This window comes from Mesorhizobium sp. RCC_202 (assembly GCF_041355295.1).
Taxonomy (GTDB): domain Bacteria; phylum Pseudomonadota; class Alphaproteobacteria; order Rhizobiales; family Rhizobiaceae; genus Mesorhizobium.
Map to the genome: position 1 here is coordinate 154,508 of NZ_JBFUPO010000003.1, position 19,082 is coordinate 173,589.

The window sequence follows — 19,082 nt, forward strand, 5'->3', positions numbered from 1 at the left end:
ATTCCGTACTGTTCCGAGGAAGATTGCCGTCGAAGCTACAAGCGGCAAAACGCCGTGTAACGTCTTCAAAAACTGGGGGTCATGATAAGCTGGATTTATGCAGCCGCCCTGCCGGCATTCACTGGGCTTGCCCGTCCTGCGCCGTCTCGTCCTTGAAGTCGACTTTCGTGCCCGGCTTGACCATGGCGGCAAGGTCTTCGGCATCCCAATTCGTCAGCCGGATGCAGCCATGCGAGAAGGTCGTGCCGATCTTGCCGGGGTCGGGCGTGCCATGGATGCCGTAGCTCTCGATGGAGAGATCGATCCAGACGGCCCCGACTGGATTATTTGGCCCGGCGGCGATGGTGAACGGCCGCTTGCTCCTGACGCCCTTGAAGGCGAATTTCGGATTGTAGCGATAGGTCGGGTTGCGCACCACGCGCTTGACCTCAGCCGCGCCGCTCGGCGCCGGCTTTTCGTCGCTGCCGATCGAGGCCGGATAGACCGCCACCGGCTTGCCTGACGGATCGAGCGCGCGCACCAGCCGGGCGCTCTTGTCGACCTCGATACTGGCGACGGCCACTGGAGGATCGCCCCGGGGGACATCGGGCACCACCAGACTCGTATCGGCCTTCCTGAACGCGGTTCGAGGATTGAGCATTCGCAGCAATTGTTCGCTGACATGGAAACGCTCCGCCAGCTTCTCCTGCGTGTTGTGGTATCCAAGCCGCTTCAGATGCGCCATGCTTTCCATGCGGCTGGGGATACGCCGCGTGAAGGGGCCGCGCACATCTTTCGCCGTGACCTCATAGGTGGTCAGCACCGGGCCGGCGAAGGTTGCCGAGAGCTTGTCCCAGGTTTCGCGCGTCAGCTTGCCGTCCGACGGCAGTCCGTTCGCCGCCTGAAACGCCGCGACTGCCTTCGAAAAATTGTCGGAAAGGCGGCCGTCGATCAGGCCGGGAGAGAAGCGGGCGCGATCCAGCAGGATCTGCGCCTTGAGCAGCAGCGGGCTGACACTTTTCGGTTCGCCGTCGCTGAATTGTGCTTGGTTGACGGCGGCGACGTCCAGTCTGGCAGCCTGGCTCGCGCCGCATGCGAATGAGGCCGCGACCACAAGCACGAAAAGCAACCTGACCATCACGTCACTCCGAAGCCAGACGAGAGCCTGCCTCTATGACGCGGCAGCATCGATCTGGTTCCTGTCGGCCAGCGCAGCGAGGAAGAGGTCGAACAGCACAGATTCGGGGGACGCTATGAAGAGGTGGCGGCGCCGGCCGCCGCCTCTTCCTTGTCAGCACGCCTGCTCAGGCATGGTTCGGCTGGGCTGTTCCCATGTGTCGGGGAATTGCCCCATCCTCCATCAGAATGTCCTTCCTGCGCGCAAAGGCGAGGAAGATGCCTTTCGCCGTCTCCGCATCGATATCTCCGGCCAACGCCGCCTTGCAGGCACGGATTGCCGCCTTCTGCTCGGGGCTGTTGCCACACCAGTCGACGGCGAACTGATACGCGTCGACGACAGTGTTCAATTGGCGCGGGAATCCAAGTCCGACCCAGACGCGGATGGGCGTTTCGAACGGTTTTGCGAGCATTGCAAATTGCCTCCTTGCCTGAAGACGCTATGCAACCAGCCCGCCGCCGCGGCCGCCTTTGCCGAGCATCCACGGCAAGATGGTGGTGACTTCCTCAAGGATTTTGGCCGACTTTGCGAACCCGCAAAAGGCACCCCTGGCGGCCGTAAGCGGATAGTTGCTATCGAATGCCCGCTGGCAGGCACGCAGGGCTGTTTCATAAATGGCGCCACGTCGGTTCCGGGGCCACTCATACAGAAATTCCAGGGCGTCCTCGAGGCAGGCGATTTCCTGGATGAGGCTGTTTCCGCTCTTCACGAAAACAGGGCTGTCAAACATCCGATCGTTCATGAGATCCTCCAAGTCGAACGAACAATTTGAGTTTTGGGATAGGCGGGACCGACGACGGCCCGCGCCTCCTTGCGATATGGGTTTATGAATCAAAGCCGTCAAGACCGGATGCGCATGCCGACCGCGCGGTAACTGAAGACCCGCGAAAGCGTGGCCTGCAACCGGCCAAGGAGTGCTTTTTGCCTCCAATTGCTGTCGACCATCCATGTCTTTGAAACGGATGGATCCGCAGCTCGATTGGGACGGACCAGGCTACTGCTTGCGCGGCAGCACCTTCGTTTCTGGCGCATGGAATTGCCGCATCAGACCTGGCCGGCCCTGAGGCGCGGCCGCTCATCATCAGCTGGAACTAAGCTTCTGAATGCGTCCCTTGTCCAAACGGAACACCCCGTCAGTGCCGCCTTGCATCTCGAAATCAGTCTGAAGCTCATCCCATGTGCCGAGATATTTGCCGCACTCGGCGCAGTGGATCGCCGTTGTGGGTTGAGCATCGGCCGGAACCTGTAAACGGATGGTGCCGCAGAATGGGCACTCCAGTTTGTGATTCAGATACTCGCCGGCCATGGTTGCGAACCATCGCGCAATCGGTACGGCTTCGCAAGTTAGAAACTTCGACAAGCCCTCGCCTCAGCTTGGCTCCATCTCCGCTAACAGCCAATCCGAAACGCCTTGACCTTGCCTTGGCGGATCGCCTCGGGCGTCTGGACGAGGCAGAAGCCGGAGCAATCCGCCTCCGGATCCTGCGCCTTCGTTTATTGCCGCGGGATCAACGCCCGCGCCGCGTCTGCTCCCGCCGCAAGGATACGATCCGACAATTCCGCCCCATCCACGGCGCGAGCCATTTGCAGGGCGCCGATGAGGGTGGCGAAAATGCCGAGCGCGACGCTCTCCGGGTCCTTGGTCCGCGGCGGAAGAGCCGCCGACACCTGGCGTACCAGAGCCATGAAGCGCTCTGTGTAGATTTGCCGCGTTTCATCCGGCTCACGCGCGATTTCCGGCAAAAGCGCGGCTGAAGCGCAGCCTTTCTCGGGATTGTCCCGGTGACCGGCCGACAGATACGCATCGATCGCCATCGTCAGGCCACCGGAGGCCAAGGCCTCCGCGATCTGGCCTGACTGCCCCTCCAGAGCCGCCGCCACGCATTCCCGCACCAGCGCCGCCTTGGATTGAAAATGCGAATAGAATGCGCCGTTCGTCAGCCCGGCGTCGCTCATGATGCTTGCGAGGCCGGACGCCGCGATGCCGTCACCCCGAAAACGATCGGCGGCAACCTCCATGATCCGGCCGCGCGACGCATCCTTGCGGCCTTTTTCGTAACGCATGAATTCTCCTTTCGGACTCGGTATTGCATTATGATCATAATGTGATAGTATGATCATAATTTAATTATTGGAAGAAAGCTAGCCGAGTTGGAACAAGTGAACGCACATTCTGGAAAGACCGCTATCGTGACTGGTGCCTCCTCGGGTATCGGTCTGGCCACCGCCGAGGCCCTGGCGCGCGCGGGATTCACGGTCTTCGGAACGAACCGGCGGGCGACCGGCACCGGCCCGGGCCAGGTAACCATGCTGGCCTGCGACGTGACCGATGGCGGGTCCGTCGACGCCCTCGTTTCAGCCGTGCTCGCACAAACCGGCCGGGTCGACCTCTTGGTCAACAATGCCGGTATCGGGCTGCAGGCCGGCGCCGAGGAATCGTCGATCGGGCAGGTTCAGGCCCTGTTCGACGTAAACCTGTTCGGGACCATGCGGGTGACGAACGCGGTGTTGCCGGCGATGCGGCGACAGGGTGGCGGCCGCATCATCAACATCGGCTCGATCCTGGGGGTGATCCCGGCGCCGTACTCCGCTCATTACTCGGCGTCCAAGCACGCCATCGAAGGCTATTCGGAGTCGCTCGACCACGAAGTCCGTGCCTTCGGCATCCGTGTTTCGGTCATCGAACCGGCATTCGTCCGCACGGTCTTCGACCAGAACGGGATCGAGCCGGATTTGCTGAAGACGGAATACGATCGGGCCAGGGCCGGCGTCGCCGCGCTCCTGCGTGATGTGATGCCCAAGGCCGATCCGCCGGAAATCGTGGCGAAAATTGTCCTCAAGGCGACGACCGACAAGCACCCAAGACGGCGCTACACGGCCGGCAGGGCGGCACGGCAGGTGAGCTTGCTGCGCCGCTTCGCGCCTGCCGAAATGTTCGACAAGGCCTTGCGCAAGCAGTTCCGCCTGCCGGTCTGAACAGTCCGCGGGTTCAATGCCTGTCCGAAAGCCCAGCCGGTTTGCCGGGCAGCAAAACAATTCAGAAAGCGCGTCTGATGAAAGCCTTTATCGTTGATAAGTACGGGAAGAAGAAAGCTCTGCGGCTTGCCGAAGTACCGGCTCCTGATCTGCGGGACGATGATGTCCTCGTCGAAATCCATGCGGCCGGCGTGAACCTTCTGGATGCCAAGATCCGGGACGGCGAGTTCAAGCCCTTCCTGCGCTATCGTCCGCCCTTCATCCTCGGGCACGACGTTGCCGGCATCGTCGTTCGTACCGGATCGAAAGTCCGCAAGTTCAAACCCGGCGATGCGGTCTATGCACGGCCGCGCGACGGCCGGATCGGGACATTCGCCGAGTTCATCGCGATGAACGAAGCCGACGTGGCCCCGAAGCCAAAAAACCTCAGCATGGAAGAAGCCGCCTCGATCCCGCTCGTTGGCTTGACCGCGTGGCAGGTGCTCATCGAAAAAGCCAGGCTGAAGAAAGGCCAAAAAGTCTTTATCCAGGCCGGGTCGGGCGGTTTCGGCACATTCGCCATCCAGTTGGCCAAGCATCTCGGCGCGATGGTTGCGACGACGGCGAGCGCGGCGAGCACCGGTCTGGTCGAGGGCCTTGGCGCTGATATCGTGATCGACTACCGGACCGAGGACTTCGAGAAGGTGCTCGCCAACTACGATGTCGTGGTGAACAGCCAGGACGCCAGGACACTTGAGAAATCGCTGCGCGTGCTGAAACCCGGTGGGCAGCTCATCTCCATCTCCGGTCCGCCGGATCCGGAATTCGCTGAAAAGCTGGGCCTGAACATGGTGCTCAGGCTGGTCATGCGCGCGCTCAGCCGTGGTATCCGGAAGAAGGCTCGACAGGCCGGCGTCGGCTACTCGTTTCTTTTCATGCGGGCGCAGGGCGATCAGTTGGACAAGATCACGCCTCTACTGGAATCGAGAACAATCCGCCCGGTGATCGATCGGATCTTTCCATTCGAGCAAACCAACGAGGCGTTGGAATTCATGCAGGCGGGCCGCGCAAAAGGAAAGGTCGTCGTCAAGGTGAAGTAGCTGTCGCGCTTGGCGGGTACGGACGCAATCCTGCCCTGTCAGCCCGCCCCCATCTCCGCAAACAGCCAGTCGCGAAACGCCTTGACCTTGCGCTGGCGGATCGCTTCGGGCGGATAGACGAGATAGAAGCTGGAGACGGCTTTGAGCGCATGGTCGAACGGCCGCACCAGCCGGCCGGTGGCAAGGTCCGCCGACACCAGCATGGTGCGGCCGAGCACCACGCCTTCGCCTTGCACGGCCGACTCGACCGCGAAGGTGGCGGAATCGAAGGTCAGCCCGCTGTTCGGATCGATGCCCTCGACGCCGGCGCTCGCCAGCCACGCCCCCCAGTCGATGCGGTAGCCGTCGCGGATCAGCGTGTGATGCTTGAGGTCTTCAGGCCGCTTCAGCGGATGCGGCCCTTCGAGCAGGCGCGGGCTGCAGACCGGAAACACTTCCTCGCCGGTGAGGAATTCCGACGTCAGCCCCGCATAGTTTCCGCCGCCATAGCGGATCGCGACATCGATGCCGTCGCCGAGGAAATTGGTCAGCTTGCCGGTGGTCGAGACGCGCACGTCGATGTCGCCATGCGCGCGATGAAAACGGTAGAGCCTCGGCACCAGCCACTTGCCGGCGAATCCGTCCGAAGTGCTGACATTCAACGTCGCGTTGGAATGGCGTGACGTAGCCGACTGGGTGGCGACGGCCAGCTGGTCGAGCACCTCGCGCACCACCAGCGCATAAGGCTCGCCGACAGGCGTCAGCCGCACCGAACGCGTGGCGCGCTCGAACAGCTGCACGCCAAGCTGCTCCTCCAGATGCTTCACCGCCCGGCTGATGGCGCCATGGGTGAGGTTGAGCTCGTCCGCGGCCCTCGAAAAATTCAAGTGGCGAGCGGCGGCCTCGAAGGCCGGCAAGGCGTTGAGCGGCGGCAGTCTGCGGACCATGGCCAAGATCGATTTGTGAGTGTTGGTAACAAATACTTGCCAAATTTTGGTTTGTCTGTCGAGCGTTTGCCAGCCAAAAATCCTCACAGCATTTGTGATCAAGGCTCACTTGAAACCTGCGAGGAGGATTCCATGACCACGCTTACCGGTAAAAAGATCATCGTCGTCGGCGGCAGCTCCGGCATTGGTTTCGGTGTCGCGGCCGCCGCGCTCGAGAGCGGCGCCGAGGTGGTGATTGCCGGCCGCTCGGCGGAAAAACTCAAGGCCGCCGAAAAGCGGCTTGGCGGCGCAGCGCGGAGCATCGTAGCCGACATGGCCAACGAGGCCGATGTCGCGCGCCTGTTCGATCAGGCCGGCGCCTTCGATCATCTCGTGGCGACCGCCGGCACGCCGCCGCCCAATTATCCGATCGGCGAGGCCGACATGGCGTTCGTGCGCGGCTTTATCGACTCGAAGTTCACCGGCGCTGTGATGCTGGCCAAGCATGCCGTGCGGACGCTGAACAAGGGCGGCTCGATGATCTTTACCTCCGGCATCAACAAGGACCGCCCACCGGTCCCCGGCGGCTCGGTCGTCGCGGCGGTCGCCGGTTCCTTCACCTACTTTGCCCGCGCGCTGGCGCTGGAGCTGGCGCCGACGCGCGTCAACATCGTCTCGCCAGGCTGGGTCGACACCGAGATGTGGGACGAGATCGTTGGCGAGGCCAAGACCGGTTACTTCGACCAGATGGCCGCCCGGCTGCCTGCCGGCAAGGTGGCAAAGCCCGCCGACATCGCGCCGGCCTATCTCTATCTGATGCAGAACGAATTCATGACCGGCGAGACCATCCACATCGACGGCGGGCAGCGGTTGGTTTGAGCGGGCACAGCAATCCGCCATGCGCCTTCATCACCGTCTAAGTAGCGCCGTCTCTATCGCCCGCGACAGCGGGTCGAGCGCGGCCGCAAGCACATCGATCGGCAGATAGCCGAAGCCGAGGCGCAGGGTGGCCGGGCTTTCGCCGAACCAGGCGCCGTCGCCACGCGCAACGGGCCGGAGCAAAATCGGCACGAGGGCGTTTAACAGGCTGACCTCGAAGGAGCGGAACGGTGACAACGATGCGCGCAAGACAGATCGAGCCGCTCGCCTTCCGCTTCGCCGATGACGGGCTGGTGCCCAACCATCCGCGCTGGCCGATGCTCGTCTATCCCGGCGCGGTAAAGCTGCCGGATGATGTCGATCCGGCCGCCGTTTTCGAGGAGATCTTCAGCGCCAATGGCTGGGGTGACGGCTGGCGCAACGGCATCTTCGACTATGTCCACTACCACTCGCGCATCCACGAGGTGCTGGGCATCGCGCGTGGCGGCGCCGAGGTCCGCTTCGGCGGCGACAAAGGCAAGGTGCTCGAGGTCAAGGCCGGCGACGTCGCGGTCCTGCCGGCCGGCACCGGCCACCAGCGTCTGTCCGCTTCCGCCGATCTGCTGGTTGTCGGCGCCTATCCGCCCTTCGGCACGTATGATCTCTGCCGAAGTGCCGCCGACCACGCCGGAGCGTTACGCACCGTTCCGAAGGTTGACCGACCCGACACGGATCCGGTCTATGGCGGCGATGGTCCGCTGCTCAAGGCTTGGGAGAAAGGCTGAATGGCCAGGATCATCGCGATCGAGCATCTGACCCTGGACGGTGTGTTCCAGGCGCCGGCGCGCGCCGATGAAGACACGCGCAATGGTTTTCGGCATGGCGGTTGGGGCAATGCCGGCGACGACCCCAGGATGCAGGAGGTTATCGGCAGCGCCATGGCTGGCGGATGGTCGCTGCTCGCCGGCCGCACGACGTATGAAGACCTTTATGAAGGCTGGGTTGTCCGCCAGCCTGCCAGCCCGATGACGAAGGCATTGACCGGTGTGCGCAAGTTCGTCATTTCTCGTGATCGCGCCTACGCGCCTTGATGGGAAAATTCGACGCTGCTTGCCGGTGAGGCAGCGCAGACTGTGCGTGAGCTCAAGCAGCGCCATGACAAGTCGCTCATCATGTTCGGCAGCGGCGCGTTGCTGCGCGGGTTGATGCGGCACGGGCTGGTCGACGGGTTGGTGCTGATGATCCACCCGCTGGTGCTGGGCGATGGCGCACGCCTTTTCGAGGCCGGGCAGGGGTTCTCGCGGTTGAAACTGGCGAGCCAGGTCGTGACCGCGACCGGCGTCGCCATCCTGACCTACGGCTTCGACATCCAGGCGGCGCAGACTTGAACCGAAAGCGAATGCTACGGATACTGCGTCTTCTTCGGCGCGTAGGTCGCCGGGTCGAAGTCCAGGTCCTTGGGCAGCGGCCGGCTCGAACATTGCAGATGCACCTGGCGGGCAAGCAGCCGGCGCTGGTCCTGCTCATGCTGCTTGATGGCCGCCACCATCCCCATGCTGTAGGGGCCGAGCAGCACGCCCATTCCCCAGCCGGGATGCTGCTTCTCGCGCTGTTCGTAGTCGACGGCGGCCACGCGGGCCTGCTGGCATTGCGGCGTCGCCCATTTCGGGTCTTGCTGCGAGAGCGACCCGGCATAGTCGACCGGAGATGCAACGCATCCCGCCAGTACAGCGCCGAGCGCGACGATCATTGCGACTCGCATCTTCAAGTTCCCGCTAAATTAGGCCGCACACTACACGGAACGCGCCGTCCCGCAACCGCGACGGGTGGTCGCCTTCGACAACGGCCGGCCCGCGCTCGACAGCGCCGCCCGGCCTTGCCAAGGTGTCTTGATGGCGACTCTCGAGATCACCGATTTGCGGCTGATGCAGGGGCTGGCGCAGCAGGTGACAGCCTGGCGGCCGGAGCTGCTCAACGGTGACGCCACCATCGGCGAGCTGGCCTGGGTGTGGGCCAAGGATTACGACGCGCTGCATCCGTTCTGGCGCCACCGGCTGTGGTTCGCCGATGGCGCGCTTGCCGCCTGGGGTTGGGCGTGCCTGCCTTATCTGATCCCGCGCGGCGATGGCACGTTTCGCGAGAGCGATCGCGCCAACCTGACCTGGCAGGCACATCCCGAACGACCGGAGCTGCTGCACGAGATCCTCGACTGGTACGACGAAACCGCGCCCGGCATCGACCGCCTGCTGACCGTGCAATCCGCCGACACGCCGGCGCAGGCAATCGTCACCGCGCATGGCTATGCATTCGATACGCAAGCCGGCGCCGACGATGGTTCCTGGGTGCAGTTCAACGCGCGTGCGTTGACCGAATTGCCCGACCCGGCGCTGCCCGAGGGCTTCCGCTTCCGCACGGCGGCGGAGGTCTCGGCGGCGCGGGCGGTGAGGGCGCATCGCGACGCCTGGCCGACCTCCGCCTTCACCCAGACGGCCTTTGAGCGGGTCCGCCGGACCTGGCCCTACCGGGCCGACCTGCATGTGCTGGTCGAAGCGGCGGATGGCACGCTGGCCGCAGGCGCGATCATCTGGCTGGACGAGGCGACGCGCACCGCCGAGTTCGAGCCGGTCGGCACGCATGGCGCCTTCCGCCGGCAGGGCCTCGGCACCGCCTTGCTGCTGCACGGAATGCAACGGGCAAAAGCCGCCGGCGCCATAAGCATGCTGGTCGCCTGCCTCGGTGCGCCGGCGCATCCCGTGGCGCGCAACCTCTATCTCGGCGTCGGCTTCCGTCCGATCGGCCGCGACCTGCCGCGGATCAAGGTTGGACGCTAAAGCACCAGATCGCCCTGAAGCGGCAAGGTTTAGCGCGCCGGCGAAAGCATCCGTCGCAGCGTTCCGTCGCGCAGCCAGAACTGGTGGTAGAACGCCGCCAGCGCGTGGACGGCGATCAGCACGATGAACGCCGGCTTGCTCAGCGAATGGATGTCGCCCCAGGGGTCTCCGACATAGAAGGCCAGCAGCCCCAGCACCGGCGTGGCCAGCAACAGCACATAGAACAGGGCATGCGAGGCCTTGGCGGCGAGATGCATCCACTTTGGGCTTTCGCTTGCTGGCGCCGCCGCGCCGGTCGCAAGCCGCAGGGCGAGCCGCAGCACGACGAGCGCAAGTATCGCGATGCCAACCCAGTAATGGGCCGAGCCCATCGTCTGGTCCGTCGCCGAAAGCTGTTGCCCGTTTTCGGCCGCATCGACAACCATTTTCATGCTCTCGCCGAAGAGAAGCTGAAACAACACCAGCGCGGCGATGATCCAGTGCAGCGCTATTTGATAAGTTGAATATCCAACTCTGGTATCAGTCATAAACATTCCCCTGAATAAGCGGCGTCCCACGCCTCGCAATATTGAATAGGCCGGGAAATGGTGGCGAATTTGGGCGGGAATCCTCCCGGAATTGTGGCGTAAAGCTTACGCTTTGGTATGGATGCCGTATAGGGACGTGGCCCACCGCTCGGCTCCGCTGGACCTTGCCCGTCACCACCGACAGCTTAGTTTGCCCGCAACGGTGGATCCGGTGAGAGGAATGACTTTGGCGAATGACGACAACGGCCTGACCGGCGGCTGCCAGTGCGGCGCCATCCGCTATCGCGTCTCGGGGCGGCTGACCAAGCCGCATGTCTGCCATTGTCGCATGTGCCAGAAGGCGGTCGGCGCGCCGTTCTTCGCGCTGGCGGAAACCGATATGGCATCCTTCGAGTGGACACGCGGCGCACCGGCCTGGTTCCGCTCCTCAGCCGCGGTCGAGCGCGGCTTTTGCGCTCAATGTGGCACCTCGCTGCATTTCCGTTATGTCGGCGTCGACCGGATCGACGTGGCGCTGGTGAGCCTCGACGACCCGGAGGCGATCGCGCCGCAACAGGAGTTCGGCTGCGAGAGCCGGCTCTCCTGGCTGGACCGATTGGGCACCCTGCCGCGCTCGACCACCGAGGCGACGACGCCGGCGGAAGCGCTGAAGACCTACGCCAGCCGCTAGCACCCGGACCATGATTGAGGTCTGATCTACCGTGGCAACGCTCACGCGGGCTTTTCGCGCTCGATCTCGGTAAGCTTTCGCTCCGCCACGGCGATCGCGGTTTCCATCGCCGCGTCGAGGTCGGCCATCGCTTCCAGATGGCCGTGATCGACGATCGACTTGCGCACCATGCGCATGGCGAGCAGCGCGTCGCCCAGCGCCTGTTCGACGGTGACGACCATGCCGTTCAGCTCTTGCGCTTGCCGCGCTTCCTGAGCGCTTCGACGTCGGCATTTTCAACGCCGGTCGCCCTGCGCGCCAGCGCCTCGGCCGCCAGCGGGTGGGGCACGCCGGCCGGGATCGTCACCGCGCCGGGCATCGCGGCGCCCGGCTGTTCGCCGAGGCCGTTATCCTCGCGCTCGATCTCCGCGCTGGCCTCGTGCCAATGCGCTTCGTGCTGGCCGTGCGCCGCGCCGCTGCGCTGCCAGATCTCATAGGCGCGGCGCTGGATGCGTTCGTATTTGTCGTCTGCCATCGTCTGCTCCTCCGACATCTCCCCCAACGCGCGCGGCGGTCGATTGATCCATCGGCGGGAGCGGATATGACTTCGCTTCAAAACCTCCGGCTGAGATAGCGCGACCCGGCAAGCCCGAACCGCCATTCCAGCTCCACCGCCTTGGTCAGCCCGATCCGCCGCCCGCTGACCACCGCCGCCGGATCGATCTCGGAACGTGCGAAGGCGAAGGGCGGGGCGAAAAGCGAGAGCCTGTTGTGCGAGCCGTCTATGCCGAGCGCCTGGCAGAGTTTGCCCGGGCCGGAGCAGTAAAGCCGCTCGTCCTCGCCACCGCGCCGCTCCCGCATCGTGGCGATGCCGGTGGTCGGCTGCAGCGCGCGGATCAGCACCGCGCTGCCCGGCAGGCACACCGCGTTCAGGCACCAGTGCAGGCCGTAGCTGCGATAGACATAGGCGCTGCCGGGTTCGCCGAACATCGGCGCGTTGCGCGGGGTGATCCCGCGAAAGGCGTGCGATGCCGGATCGTCCGGACGATAGGCCTCGGTCTCGACAATGATGCCGCCGACGCCGGAGAGCGCAAGCCGCGCGCCGATCAGCTCGCGCGCCACCACCAGCGCGTTGCGGGCGAAGAAGTCGTGCAGGGGGTCAGTTGTCATCGCATCCTCGTGCAGGACAATCGCCTACGGCAATTCCAGGAAAAGTGTGAGCGGTTTCGGTCCGGAATTGCGTAATCGGATGGGGCTAGGCGGCAACCTTTTCCCTCCGAGGGGAAGAGGCGGCGCGCCGAGCCACTTGGCCGGGCAGCGCGATAGCGTATAGGCTGCCGCCGGTTCGTTGCCGTCAAGCAAAGCGGGGCGCGGTGCGGTTTTTCCTGATCGTAGCAATGGTTCTGGCGTCGCGACTTGCCCATGCAGGGCAAGGCCCGCCGTTTCCGCAACTGGATACGCCCGGATATTGCACCGCGCTTGTCTCGGCCATGCTGGTCAAGGCCGAGCAGCAGGTCGAGCGGCAAAAATGCCTGGCGGATGAAACCGCGATGCGGGCCAGTCTCGAGCCCTACTGGTATCTCGTCGCGCCGGAGGAAAACCAGAGGCTGCTGCGCGATTACATGAAGGAGGTCCGGTACCAGACCTATTTCACCGTCGGCTCCTTCGTTGCCTCGGCCCTGGGAAAGGCCTGCGCCGACGGCCGCGTCTCCTGCAGCCCCGGCGAGCCGACGGCGGAACGCCTGTTTGCGGCCCTGCGGAGCGACGACTTCTGTTCCGTGAAATTCGGCGGCAAGGCCAATGAAATTCGCGACTGCATCGATGCGGAAAACAAGCGCAAGGCGAGCCTGGGCAGATACTGGGCGACCGTGCCGCCGGACAAAAGACGGTGGTGCCTGCAATACGTCCACGGCGCAAAATTTCCGCCCTTCCAGGTACTGTCCAATTGCGTTGCCGATGACATCGGCTACCAATGCCTGAAGCAGCAGCGCCAATGCCGGCCTGGCTAGCGGCCGGCGCCAACCGACCAACACGAGAAGCCCGGCCGCTTGAAGATCGACAGCCCGCCGCTCGGCGGACTTTTCTTTCCCCGACGAACCGCCTTTGCCGGAATTGCTCTAGGCAACGGCCGCGCCCGGCGCGAATATCCCTGGATGGCAAGCAGGGGATGAGCACCATGACCGAAGCCAGCCCGAGACCGCTTTCGCAAATCGCCAGCTACCACGCCCATATCTATTACGACGGGCCGGCCGAGCGGCGGCGCGCCGAATGGCTGCGCCAGTGCATCGCGGAGCGTTTCCGCGTGCGCCTGGGCAATTGGCGCGACGAGCCGGTCGGCCCGCATGCCAAGGCCATGTACCAGGTCTCCTTCGCCACCGAGATCTTCGCCACGCTGGTGCCCTGGCTGATGCTGAACCATGGCGGCTTGAGCATCCTCATCCACCCCAACACCACCAACCCCAAACGCGACCATCTGATCGACCCGATCTGGATCGGCCGCGCGCTGGAAGTGCATGGCGAGGTGCTGGGCGAGGAGGACGAGGCGGAAGAAGCGCTGGAGGTGAACACGGAGCCGACGCTGGCGGTGTGAGGCAGGGCCATCGCCTACCGTGGCGCCCCCACCGTTCGCGTCGCGGAAACGCTAACCGGGCCGCGACCTCGACAACTGGCATTTCCTCTCCCTCCGGAGGGGGGAGAGGTGGCTCGGCGAAGCCGAGACGGAGTGGGGGAACCACCTGTGCGATTGAGGCGCTTGGATGAACAGGACCGGAGGGGCATCTTATGTTGGATCAGTGGCATGACTTTTTCGTCATGGTGGGCGGCGGCGCGGCAGCACTTGCCGGGTTGATTTTCGTCGCGATCTCGATCAATCCCGAACGTATCGTCCGCAACACGACGCATAAGAACCGGGCCATCAACATGCTGTCGGGCTTCAGCGCGATCTTCATGGCCTGCAGCCTTGCGCTTTTGGGGAATCAATATCTTCCCGCACTCGGCTTCGAATGGTTCTTCCTCTGGCTGATAGCGACATATATCTTCATCAGAGGCTATGTCGTCGCGCTATCGTCGGGGATGAGCTACATCGGCCTGACCCTGCCGCGACTTGCCGGCGGCACGCTGTGTTACCTCGCCGAAGTTCTCGGCGCGCTGTTCCTCATTCTCGGACGCGGCACGGGACTTTACATCGCAGCGATCGCCACCATCGTCCTGTTCGCCTTCCTCATCTCAGGCGCCTGGTTGTTGGTCACCGGCATCTATGAAGACGCGACCGAGGGATGAGGTGAGAGGCTGGGGCGGTTCGGTTCGGCGACACGCGACGGTGAGCGTTTGCGCATGCGCCTGGGCAGTTGGCGCCGCGCGCCGGTCGGACCGCATGAGCAAGGCCAGACACCCGTCGCTACGGAGATCTTCGCCACACCTTCTCGCCGCCGGTTCCTTGTTCAAGGTTAGTCCCTCCCGACCTGATCGAGCTAGGACTGACGGTCCGCCTTTAGGCGAAGCCACTCGGCCTCAAGGACACCGATACGGGAAAAAGAGGTGCCAATATCCTGGGCAATACGTTGGGCGTGACTGGGTTTGAGCTGAGCGATCCACTCAACCGGCTTGGACTTGCCCTTGAAGACGAATCCGTCGCCGTCCTTTTCCGCCATGACCATCTTAGCAGCGCCCGCCTGAAATTCCTCTAGCCACAACTGGTCTCGCGGCTTCCCCATGCTGAATAGCTCAGCGAAGCCTGCCTTTGCCGGCAACTCGACCACAAGCCCTTTTGCGGAGGCGCCGCTATTGTCGACGCGCAACTTCCAAAAAGGAAATTGATACCAGTCTGCTTGCTTGAGCCGTACGCAATCACAAAGTGGCATGAGGCAGATTGCATATTCTGGCGGCGCGGCCGCCGGAGCGTACCGAACTATGGTGCCGAATTCGAGTGCGCGCTCATGGCCATACTGAGTTCTTGACGTATAAAGTGCGGCAAGCCGCTCCTTGGCCGACGCCTTGCCCTTGTCCAGGTCATTATAGAGGTCACCTAGGGCTTTGCCGTTTAGGTCAACCTTTTTGCTGACTTTGGCTGGCCCCTCCTTCAGCAGCTTGACCGCAAGTTCGCCGGGCTGAACTGCGGCGTTCCCCTTGGTCGGCCATGCGGTTTTCACGTCAAGCGCATCGATCGCCTTTTCCGCCAGCTTTTTGGCTTGGTCCGTCTTGATCCTGTTGTCGACCATGACGGCAAACGCTTCTTCCGCCAACAACTCCGGCACTTGCTCGAAGGCATCGTCACCCGGCAGAATCAGGCCCCGATGGGCCAAGAATGCGCCATCCATCTCCTTGCGAAACTTGTCGAGGATCTTTTTGGTGTTGGTCCGGACGCTGGCCAACCCGTGCAGTGCCATTGAGGGCAGTATGCCCTCATGCATGGTCGCAAACTCCTTGATAATCCGCTCAGCCAGGTGGGCTTCGGCGACGCCGGCGGTCGTTTCCTGGTCCTTGGGCCGGCCGGTCGAAGGCTTTCCTAGAACGATGATACGGGAAGAGCCTGCACTGATGTTGTAGTCGCCGTCGGCCTCTATCTCCAGCTGCTGACCCTTGAGATGGTCGAACAATTGAGAGGCCACGTGCTTGAGGTTTGGCGTGGACGTGTAGATCGCGCAGAGCCTGACGTGATGTGGCACTGTCGTTTGAGCGGCAGTAACTAGGTTGGTCACCAGTTCCATGACCTTCTTGCCTGGCTCGCGATGAAACTCCCAATCGAGGATGACCACATCCGCCCTCTCGCAAAGCTTGAACAGCTCCGAATCGGGCCCCGTCGAGAAATCCTTTTTGGGCTCGTACAGCGCACAGACCATCCGCTCCCGAGCGAAGCTCTCGACCAAATGTTTGGGGTGATAGAGCGCGCCGCTGTCTCCCTCCTCATTCTGCTCGTCAGGCGCGCCTGCGGCCAGCGGCTCAATCACTTCCTCTACTTTGGGCTCGCGGGGCTTCGCATACACTCGCATCGCTGTGACCGCGCCGCCGACATTCGCCTTGACCGCCGTTACCGGAACTTGCTGGTAGATTTCGTCATCAACAAAAACCACGCTCTGCAGGTACTTGCGCGCCGCGGTCAGAGCAAATTCCTGGACTGACGTCACTTTTGTGCTCCGATATTCTGGATCAGGATCGCGAAGGTCACCGCAAAGCCAGGGCGCGGCGGCATCCCGAGAGTGAGGGACAAACCTTCCGCCTCAAGCGCCTTGGCGGAGATAAACAACCCAAGGCCGCGCCCGCCGGTCTTCCGACTGAAACCACGCTCGAAAATGCGCTGGGCATCGAACGGCTCGATCCCTGGTCCGTTGTTCGAAATGTAGAGTCCCTCCCGGTCGGCGTGCAGCTCGATCCGTCGATCAGACGGCACCGTGTTGAGCCAATGCAGGGCATTGTCGACAATATTGATGACAGCAGGGAACAGAGTGGACGGATAGCATTCGACCACGGCCTCGATGAAATCGTCGGTCGCCAGCAAGTCTACCTTGTGACGCTCGAACCGATTGGAGAACAGGTCACCGCAGTAGTTAAGTATTTCGCGGCCATCGATTTTGAGCGCGGAGCGGTGAAGGCGACGCTGCAATGGCGTGAACAGGTTGAGGTGTCCGTCCAGGTGCTCGAAATTGGCACGTATCGACTCGTAGAGCGGGCGCAATCCGTCGCTCCTTCGAGATATCTGGCCAAGCTCCTGAATGCTCCTCCGGACACGCTTTATGGAAGCGGCAAACTCGTGATTGATGATCGCGACCGCAAGCCCGAGCTGTACCATCTCGAAGTCCTCGTCGGCTTGCTCTTCGAGCGCCATCATGCGCTCTTCCATGGCTTGCATGATCTGCGCAGGCCCGTCACCGTCGGACGCACGAAGGTTCTCTGCCAGCGAGGCAAGCATGTCGCGCGCCGCCATCAACGCTTCGCGATGGCGACTCTCGATTTCAGTGAGCTGGTCTTCCCATCGCCGTCGCATTCCATCGATCTTGTCGGGATCCATACCGGCTAGGTCGGTTCGGTTGAGGTCTGCCTGAATCGACTTGACGGTTTCGTCCAGCGCAAGCCTTGCCCGTTCCGTGATCGTGAAAACTGTCTGCCTCGTATCGGCAGCCGTGGCGTTCGCTTGGCGACCCGCCTCTGCCAAATCCTTCTTGCGTTCGTTGGCGAGGGACTTGATGCGCTCCTCCAGCCGCCTCCGCTGGTCGACATACACGCGGGCCTGCTCGGCCACCGTACCGAGTGTGGTAGCCACCTGGTGTTCAAACGGAGTGAAAACGTCATTCTCCAGGCGCTGCCGTTCAAGAACGTACGCGTCCCAGTCGCGTTGAAGCTCCTTACCCAATGCAACGCCGGAAGGACGTTTCTTAGTATACTTTTGCCGAAGCCCGGCGATCGCGCTAATTGCCTCCTGTTCGGCCCGGATGAGGGCAGCGGCGGCCTTATCCTGGTCCGGGAGCTTGGCGGCAGAATCCATCCGCGACTGCGTAAGACGCATCAGGTTGGCTACTTCCGTCGTCGGCAACCCGGCCCGGAGATCTTCCCCAAATGAGTCCAGCGACGCTGCGAAGTTTCGTCTCTTAGTCGCGGATTGCTTCTGTTGGCGTTCCAAAGCCGCAGACCGCTTCCGGATCTCTGCCTGGGCAGTCTCGAACGCCTCCGTGTTGGCACCAGATTTCCGGAAGAACTCGGCTGCCAGTTGCACCAACAGGTTGATGAGGATATCGCGGATCTGCCGGTAAGCTTCGTTTTGCTGGAAACCCTCGCGCCCCGCTTTTTCCTGGAGCTCTCCATTGCTCGCGCGCGTGAGAAGCACGGCACCAAACATGCGCCTAAACGAGAAGAAGTAGTAGCCTGCACCCTTGTTGCGACGTTTTTCGACGTCGATCCAGTCGAAGGAGTAATCGCCATAAGGTAATATTCGGACGCCGTCACGGTACACGTACAGTCCACCAATATGGTCCAGCTTGTCATTAAGCGGGTGATACATGTCCGGTGGAAGTAGAGACTCGGTCGATCGTCCCATCAGGTAACCGAAATTGATGGTAAAAGGACCACATTTCGTCTGCTTGCCGTTGGCGCCGCCCCAGGGAATGACGAGATCATAATCCTTATCATAAACGCGCAACTTGCCGGCGAATTGCCCGAACTCGTCGACACCTCCGTCTAGAAGATGATCAGACTGTTCTATCAACTCCTTTCTGGAGAAGAATGTTGCGGGATCGAGTAATTCCTCTCCGATGGTGTCGCCGCTTCTCCAACGGCGGAATGAGGTCGTCAGTCGAGGGGAACTGTCTTCGCCAAAGACCGCGTCGGAAAACCCGAGGAGTTGCTTACGGAACCCGTAGTCGTCTTCCCTATCCTCGTTCGCCAGATCCAGCTTGATAACCGGGTTACTGGGAGCGATTAGGAAGTGAGTACCGATGCCGCTGCCATCGAGCGCAAGGTGTTCCTCTTCGGTTCCCTTAAGGAAGCCGTAAATGCTGGCCAGGTCCGGCTCGAAAGCGTCTATCTGCGCAATGATACGGTCAACATTGGCCTCTGGGTGATCGGCATGGATCCTTGCGGCACATGCCTTGAGCTGTCCGCGCATTCGCTCCAAAATCTCCGCGCCAGGTAGCGCTCCATCGGCGACTGTCTCTACAGGTATCTCGATCTCTTCCAGATTCAGGCCTGGTATTTCAAACAGGCCCCAGTGAACAAGACCGATGACAAGGTCATGCACGCCTTCGGCCCTGACAGCACGGGTGAGGACCAGTGTCTGTTCACCCAGCAGAGCGATCGCCAAGCGTCCGATACCTTTCTCACCGGTGATAGGACGAAGTTCGACGTCCGCAGGCTTGTATGGCAAAGACCCCGTGATCGCCTTGCTTTCCGTGCCAAGCACGAGCCATTTGTTGATAAAGTCGGCTTGTGTCATCCCAACGCCATCATCGCGGACGATCAGGAAGCCTTCGCCCTCGGCGCCGAAGTCTTCAAAATGGTCGACGGCAACACGGTTTGCATAGGCATCGTGGGCGTTCTTGAATAGTTCGACCAAGGCGTTCTGAACGCCGGCGATCTGCTGCCGGCCCAACATGTCAACCGCACGTGCGCGGGT

The 19,082-nt window shown here is 62.4% G+C and carries 25 protein-coding genes; 11 read left to right on the forward strand and 14 right to left on the reverse strand.

Annotated features, from left to right (window positions below; translation table 11 throughout):
* Positions 1-118: 118 nt before the first annotated feature.
* The 5 genes from AB6802_RS08020 to AB6802_RS08040 all read right to left on the reverse strand — a co-directional run bounded on the left by AB6802_RS08020 (position 119) and on the right by AB6802_RS08040 (position 3,220).
* Entirely contained in the window at positions 119-1,117 is a 999-nt protein-coding gene (locus AB6802_RS08020; protein ID WP_371009514.1) for a L,D-transpeptidase, read from the reverse strand.
* A 166-nt stretch (positions 1,118-1,283) separates the two neighbouring features.
* On the reverse strand, positions 1,284-1,568 hold the full coding sequence (locus tag AB6802_RS08025) for a DUF982 domain-containing protein (RefSeq protein ID WP_371009515.1): 285 nt from the start codon (positions 1,566-1,568) through the stop codon (positions 1,284-1,286).
* A gap of 27 nt (positions 1,569-1,595) precedes the next feature.
* A complete protein-coding gene (locus AB6802_RS08030) occupies positions 1,596-1,898 on the reverse strand; it encodes a DUF982 domain-containing protein (protein WP_371009517.1) in 303 nt (100 codons plus the stop codon).
* Between the two features lie 339 nt (positions 1,899-2,237).
* Entirely contained in the window at positions 2,238-2,516 is a 279-nt protein-coding gene (locus tag AB6802_RS08035; protein ID WP_371009518.1) for a hypothetical protein, read from the reverse strand.
* Between the two features lie 134 nt (positions 2,517-2,650).
* Positions 2,651-3,220, reverse strand: coding sequence for a TetR/AcrR family transcriptional regulator (locus tag AB6802_RS08040; RefSeq protein ID WP_371009519.1), 570 nt, complete (start codon positions 3,218-3,220; stop codon positions 2,651-2,653).
* A 96-nt stretch (positions 3,221-3,316) separates the two neighbouring features.
* Here AB6802_RS08040 and AB6802_RS08045 point away from each other — a divergent pair, with 96 nt between their 5' ends.
* Positions 3,317-4,132, forward strand: a complete 816-nt coding sequence (locus tag AB6802_RS08045; protein WP_371009520.1) for an oxidoreductase — start codon at positions 3,317-3,319, stop codon at positions 4,130-4,132.
* Positions 4,133-4,209: 77 nt separating this feature from the next.
* Positions 4,210-5,211 carry an NADP-dependent oxidoreductase gene (locus AB6802_RS08050; RefSeq protein WP_371009521.1) on the forward strand — a complete coding sequence of 334 codons (1,002 nt, stop codon included), beginning with the start codon at positions 4,210-4,212 and terminating at the stop codon, positions 5,209-5,211.
* Positions 5,212-5,249: 38 nt separating this feature from the next.
* Here AB6802_RS08050 and AB6802_RS08055 read toward each other — a convergent pair whose 3' ends face one another.
* Complete coding sequence (locus AB6802_RS08055; RefSeq protein ID WP_371009522.1) at positions 5,250-6,137, reverse strand: transcriptional regulator GcvA; 888 nt, start codon at positions 6,135-6,137, stop codon at positions 5,250-5,252.
* Between the two features lie 132 nt (positions 6,138-6,269).
* Between AB6802_RS08055 and AB6802_RS08060 the strand changes: the two genes are divergently transcribed.
* Positions 6,270-6,995 (forward strand): SDR family oxidoreductase, encoded by a 726-nt coding sequence (locus AB6802_RS08060; protein ID WP_371009523.1) that lies wholly within the window; start codon positions 6,270-6,272, stop codon positions 6,993-6,995.
* Positions 6,996-7,025: 30 nt separating this feature from the next.
* Here AB6802_RS08060 and AB6802_RS08065 read toward each other — a convergent pair whose 3' ends face one another.
* The gene (locus AB6802_RS08065; RefSeq protein ID WP_371009524.1) at positions 7,026-7,187 is read right to left on the reverse strand and encodes a hypothetical protein; all 162 of its coding nucleotides are present in this window, start codon (positions 7,185-7,187) and stop codon (positions 7,026-7,028) included.
* Between the two features lie 47 nt (positions 7,188-7,234).
* On the opposite strand from AB6802_RS08065, the gene AB6802_RS08070 reads away from it, so the two are divergent.
* From AB6802_RS08070 to AB6802_RS08080, 3 genes are read left to right on the forward strand one after another with little or no spacing between them, the layout of a single operon-like run.
* Entirely contained in the window at positions 7,235-7,759 is a 525-nt protein-coding gene (locus tag AB6802_RS08070) for a cupin (RefSeq protein WP_371009525.1), read from the forward strand.
* The gene (locus tag AB6802_RS08075) at positions 7,760-8,065 is read left to right on the forward strand and encodes a hypothetical protein (protein ID WP_371009526.1); all 306 of its coding nucleotides are present in this window, start codon (positions 7,760-7,762) and stop codon (positions 8,063-8,065) included.
* 42 nt (positions 8,066-8,107) lie between these two features.
* Positions 8,108-8,362 carry a dihydrofolate reductase family protein gene (locus tag AB6802_RS08080; RefSeq protein ID WP_371009527.1) on the forward strand — a complete coding sequence of 85 codons (255 nt, stop codon included), beginning with the start codon at positions 8,108-8,110 and terminating at the stop codon, positions 8,360-8,362.
* A gap of 14 nt (positions 8,363-8,376) precedes the next feature.
* Here AB6802_RS08080 and AB6802_RS08085 read toward each other — a convergent pair whose 3' ends face one another.
* Entirely contained in the window at positions 8,377-8,736 is a 360-nt protein-coding gene (locus AB6802_RS08085; RefSeq protein ID WP_371009528.1) for a hypothetical protein, read from the reverse strand.
* Positions 8,737-8,866: 130 nt separating this feature from the next.
* Here AB6802_RS08085 and AB6802_RS08090 point away from each other — a divergent pair, with 130 nt between their 5' ends.
* Positions 8,867-9,805, forward strand: a complete 939-nt coding sequence (locus tag AB6802_RS08090) for a GNAT family N-acetyltransferase (protein ID WP_371009529.1) — start codon at positions 8,867-8,869, stop codon at positions 9,803-9,805.
* Between the two features lie 29 nt (positions 9,806-9,834).
* On the opposite strand, the gene AB6802_RS08095 is transcribed toward AB6802_RS08090, so the two are convergent.
* Entirely contained in the window at positions 9,835-10,332 is a 498-nt protein-coding gene (locus AB6802_RS08095; protein ID WP_371009530.1) for a cytochrome b, read from the reverse strand.
* Positions 10,333-10,552: 220 nt separating this feature from the next.
* Between AB6802_RS08095 and AB6802_RS08100 the strand changes: the two genes are divergently transcribed.
* Positions 10,553-11,002, forward strand: a complete 450-nt coding sequence (locus AB6802_RS08100; protein ID WP_371009531.1) for a GFA family protein — start codon at positions 10,553-10,555, stop codon at positions 11,000-11,002.
* A gap of 41 nt (positions 11,003-11,043) precedes the next feature.
* On the opposite strand, the gene AB6802_RS08105 is transcribed toward AB6802_RS08100, so the two are convergent.
* From AB6802_RS08105 to AB6802_RS08115, 3 genes are all read right to left on the reverse strand, one after another.
* Entirely contained in the window at positions 11,044-11,223 is a 180-nt protein-coding gene (locus tag AB6802_RS08105; RefSeq protein WP_371009533.1) for a hypothetical protein, read from the reverse strand.
* 5 nt (positions 11,224-11,228) lie between these two features.
* Positions 11,229-11,516 (reverse strand): DUF2934 domain-containing protein, encoded by a 288-nt coding sequence (locus AB6802_RS08110; RefSeq protein ID WP_371009534.1) that lies wholly within the window; start codon positions 11,514-11,516, stop codon positions 11,229-11,231.
* Between the two features lie 77 nt (positions 11,517-11,593).
* Positions 11,594-12,151, reverse strand: a complete 558-nt coding sequence (locus tag AB6802_RS08115; protein WP_371009535.1) for a DNA-3-methyladenine glycosylase — start codon at positions 12,149-12,151, stop codon at positions 11,594-11,596.
* A gap of 227 nt (positions 12,152-12,378) precedes the next feature.
* On the opposite strand from AB6802_RS08115, the gene AB6802_RS08120 reads away from it, so the two are divergent.
* The 3 genes from AB6802_RS08120 to AB6802_RS08130 all read left to right on the forward strand — a co-directional run bounded on the left by AB6802_RS08120 (position 12,379) and on the right by AB6802_RS08130 (position 14,260).
* A complete protein-coding gene (locus AB6802_RS08120) occupies positions 12,379-12,990 on the forward strand; it encodes a hypothetical protein (protein ID WP_371009536.1) in 612 nt (203 codons plus the stop codon).
* Positions 12,991-13,157: 167 nt separating this feature from the next.
* Positions 13,158-13,571: a DOPA 4,5-dioxygenase family protein gene (locus AB6802_RS08125; RefSeq protein WP_371009537.1), complete on the forward strand. Its 414-nt coding sequence runs from the start codon at positions 13,158-13,160 to the stop codon at positions 13,569-13,571.
* Between the two features lie 191 nt (positions 13,572-13,762).
* The gene (locus AB6802_RS08130; protein ID WP_371009538.1) at positions 13,763-14,260 is read left to right on the forward strand and encodes a hypothetical protein; all 498 of its coding nucleotides are present in this window, start codon (positions 13,763-13,765) and stop codon (positions 14,258-14,260) included.
* A 191-nt stretch (positions 14,261-14,451) separates the two neighbouring features.
* On the opposite strand, the gene AB6802_RS08135 is transcribed toward AB6802_RS08130, so the two are convergent.
* Positions 14,452-16,104 (reverse strand): response regulator receiver domain, encoded by a 1,653-nt coding sequence (locus AB6802_RS08135; protein WP_371009539.1) that lies wholly within the window; start codon positions 16,102-16,104, stop codon positions 14,452-14,454.
* Entirely contained in the window at positions 16,101-19,061 is a 2,961-nt protein-coding gene (locus tag AB6802_RS08140; RefSeq protein WP_371009540.1) for an ATP-binding protein, read from the reverse strand. Before AB6802_RS08140 ends, AB6802_RS08135 begins: the two co-directional genes overlap by 4 nt.
* Positions 19,062-19,082: the final 21 nt, after the last annotated feature.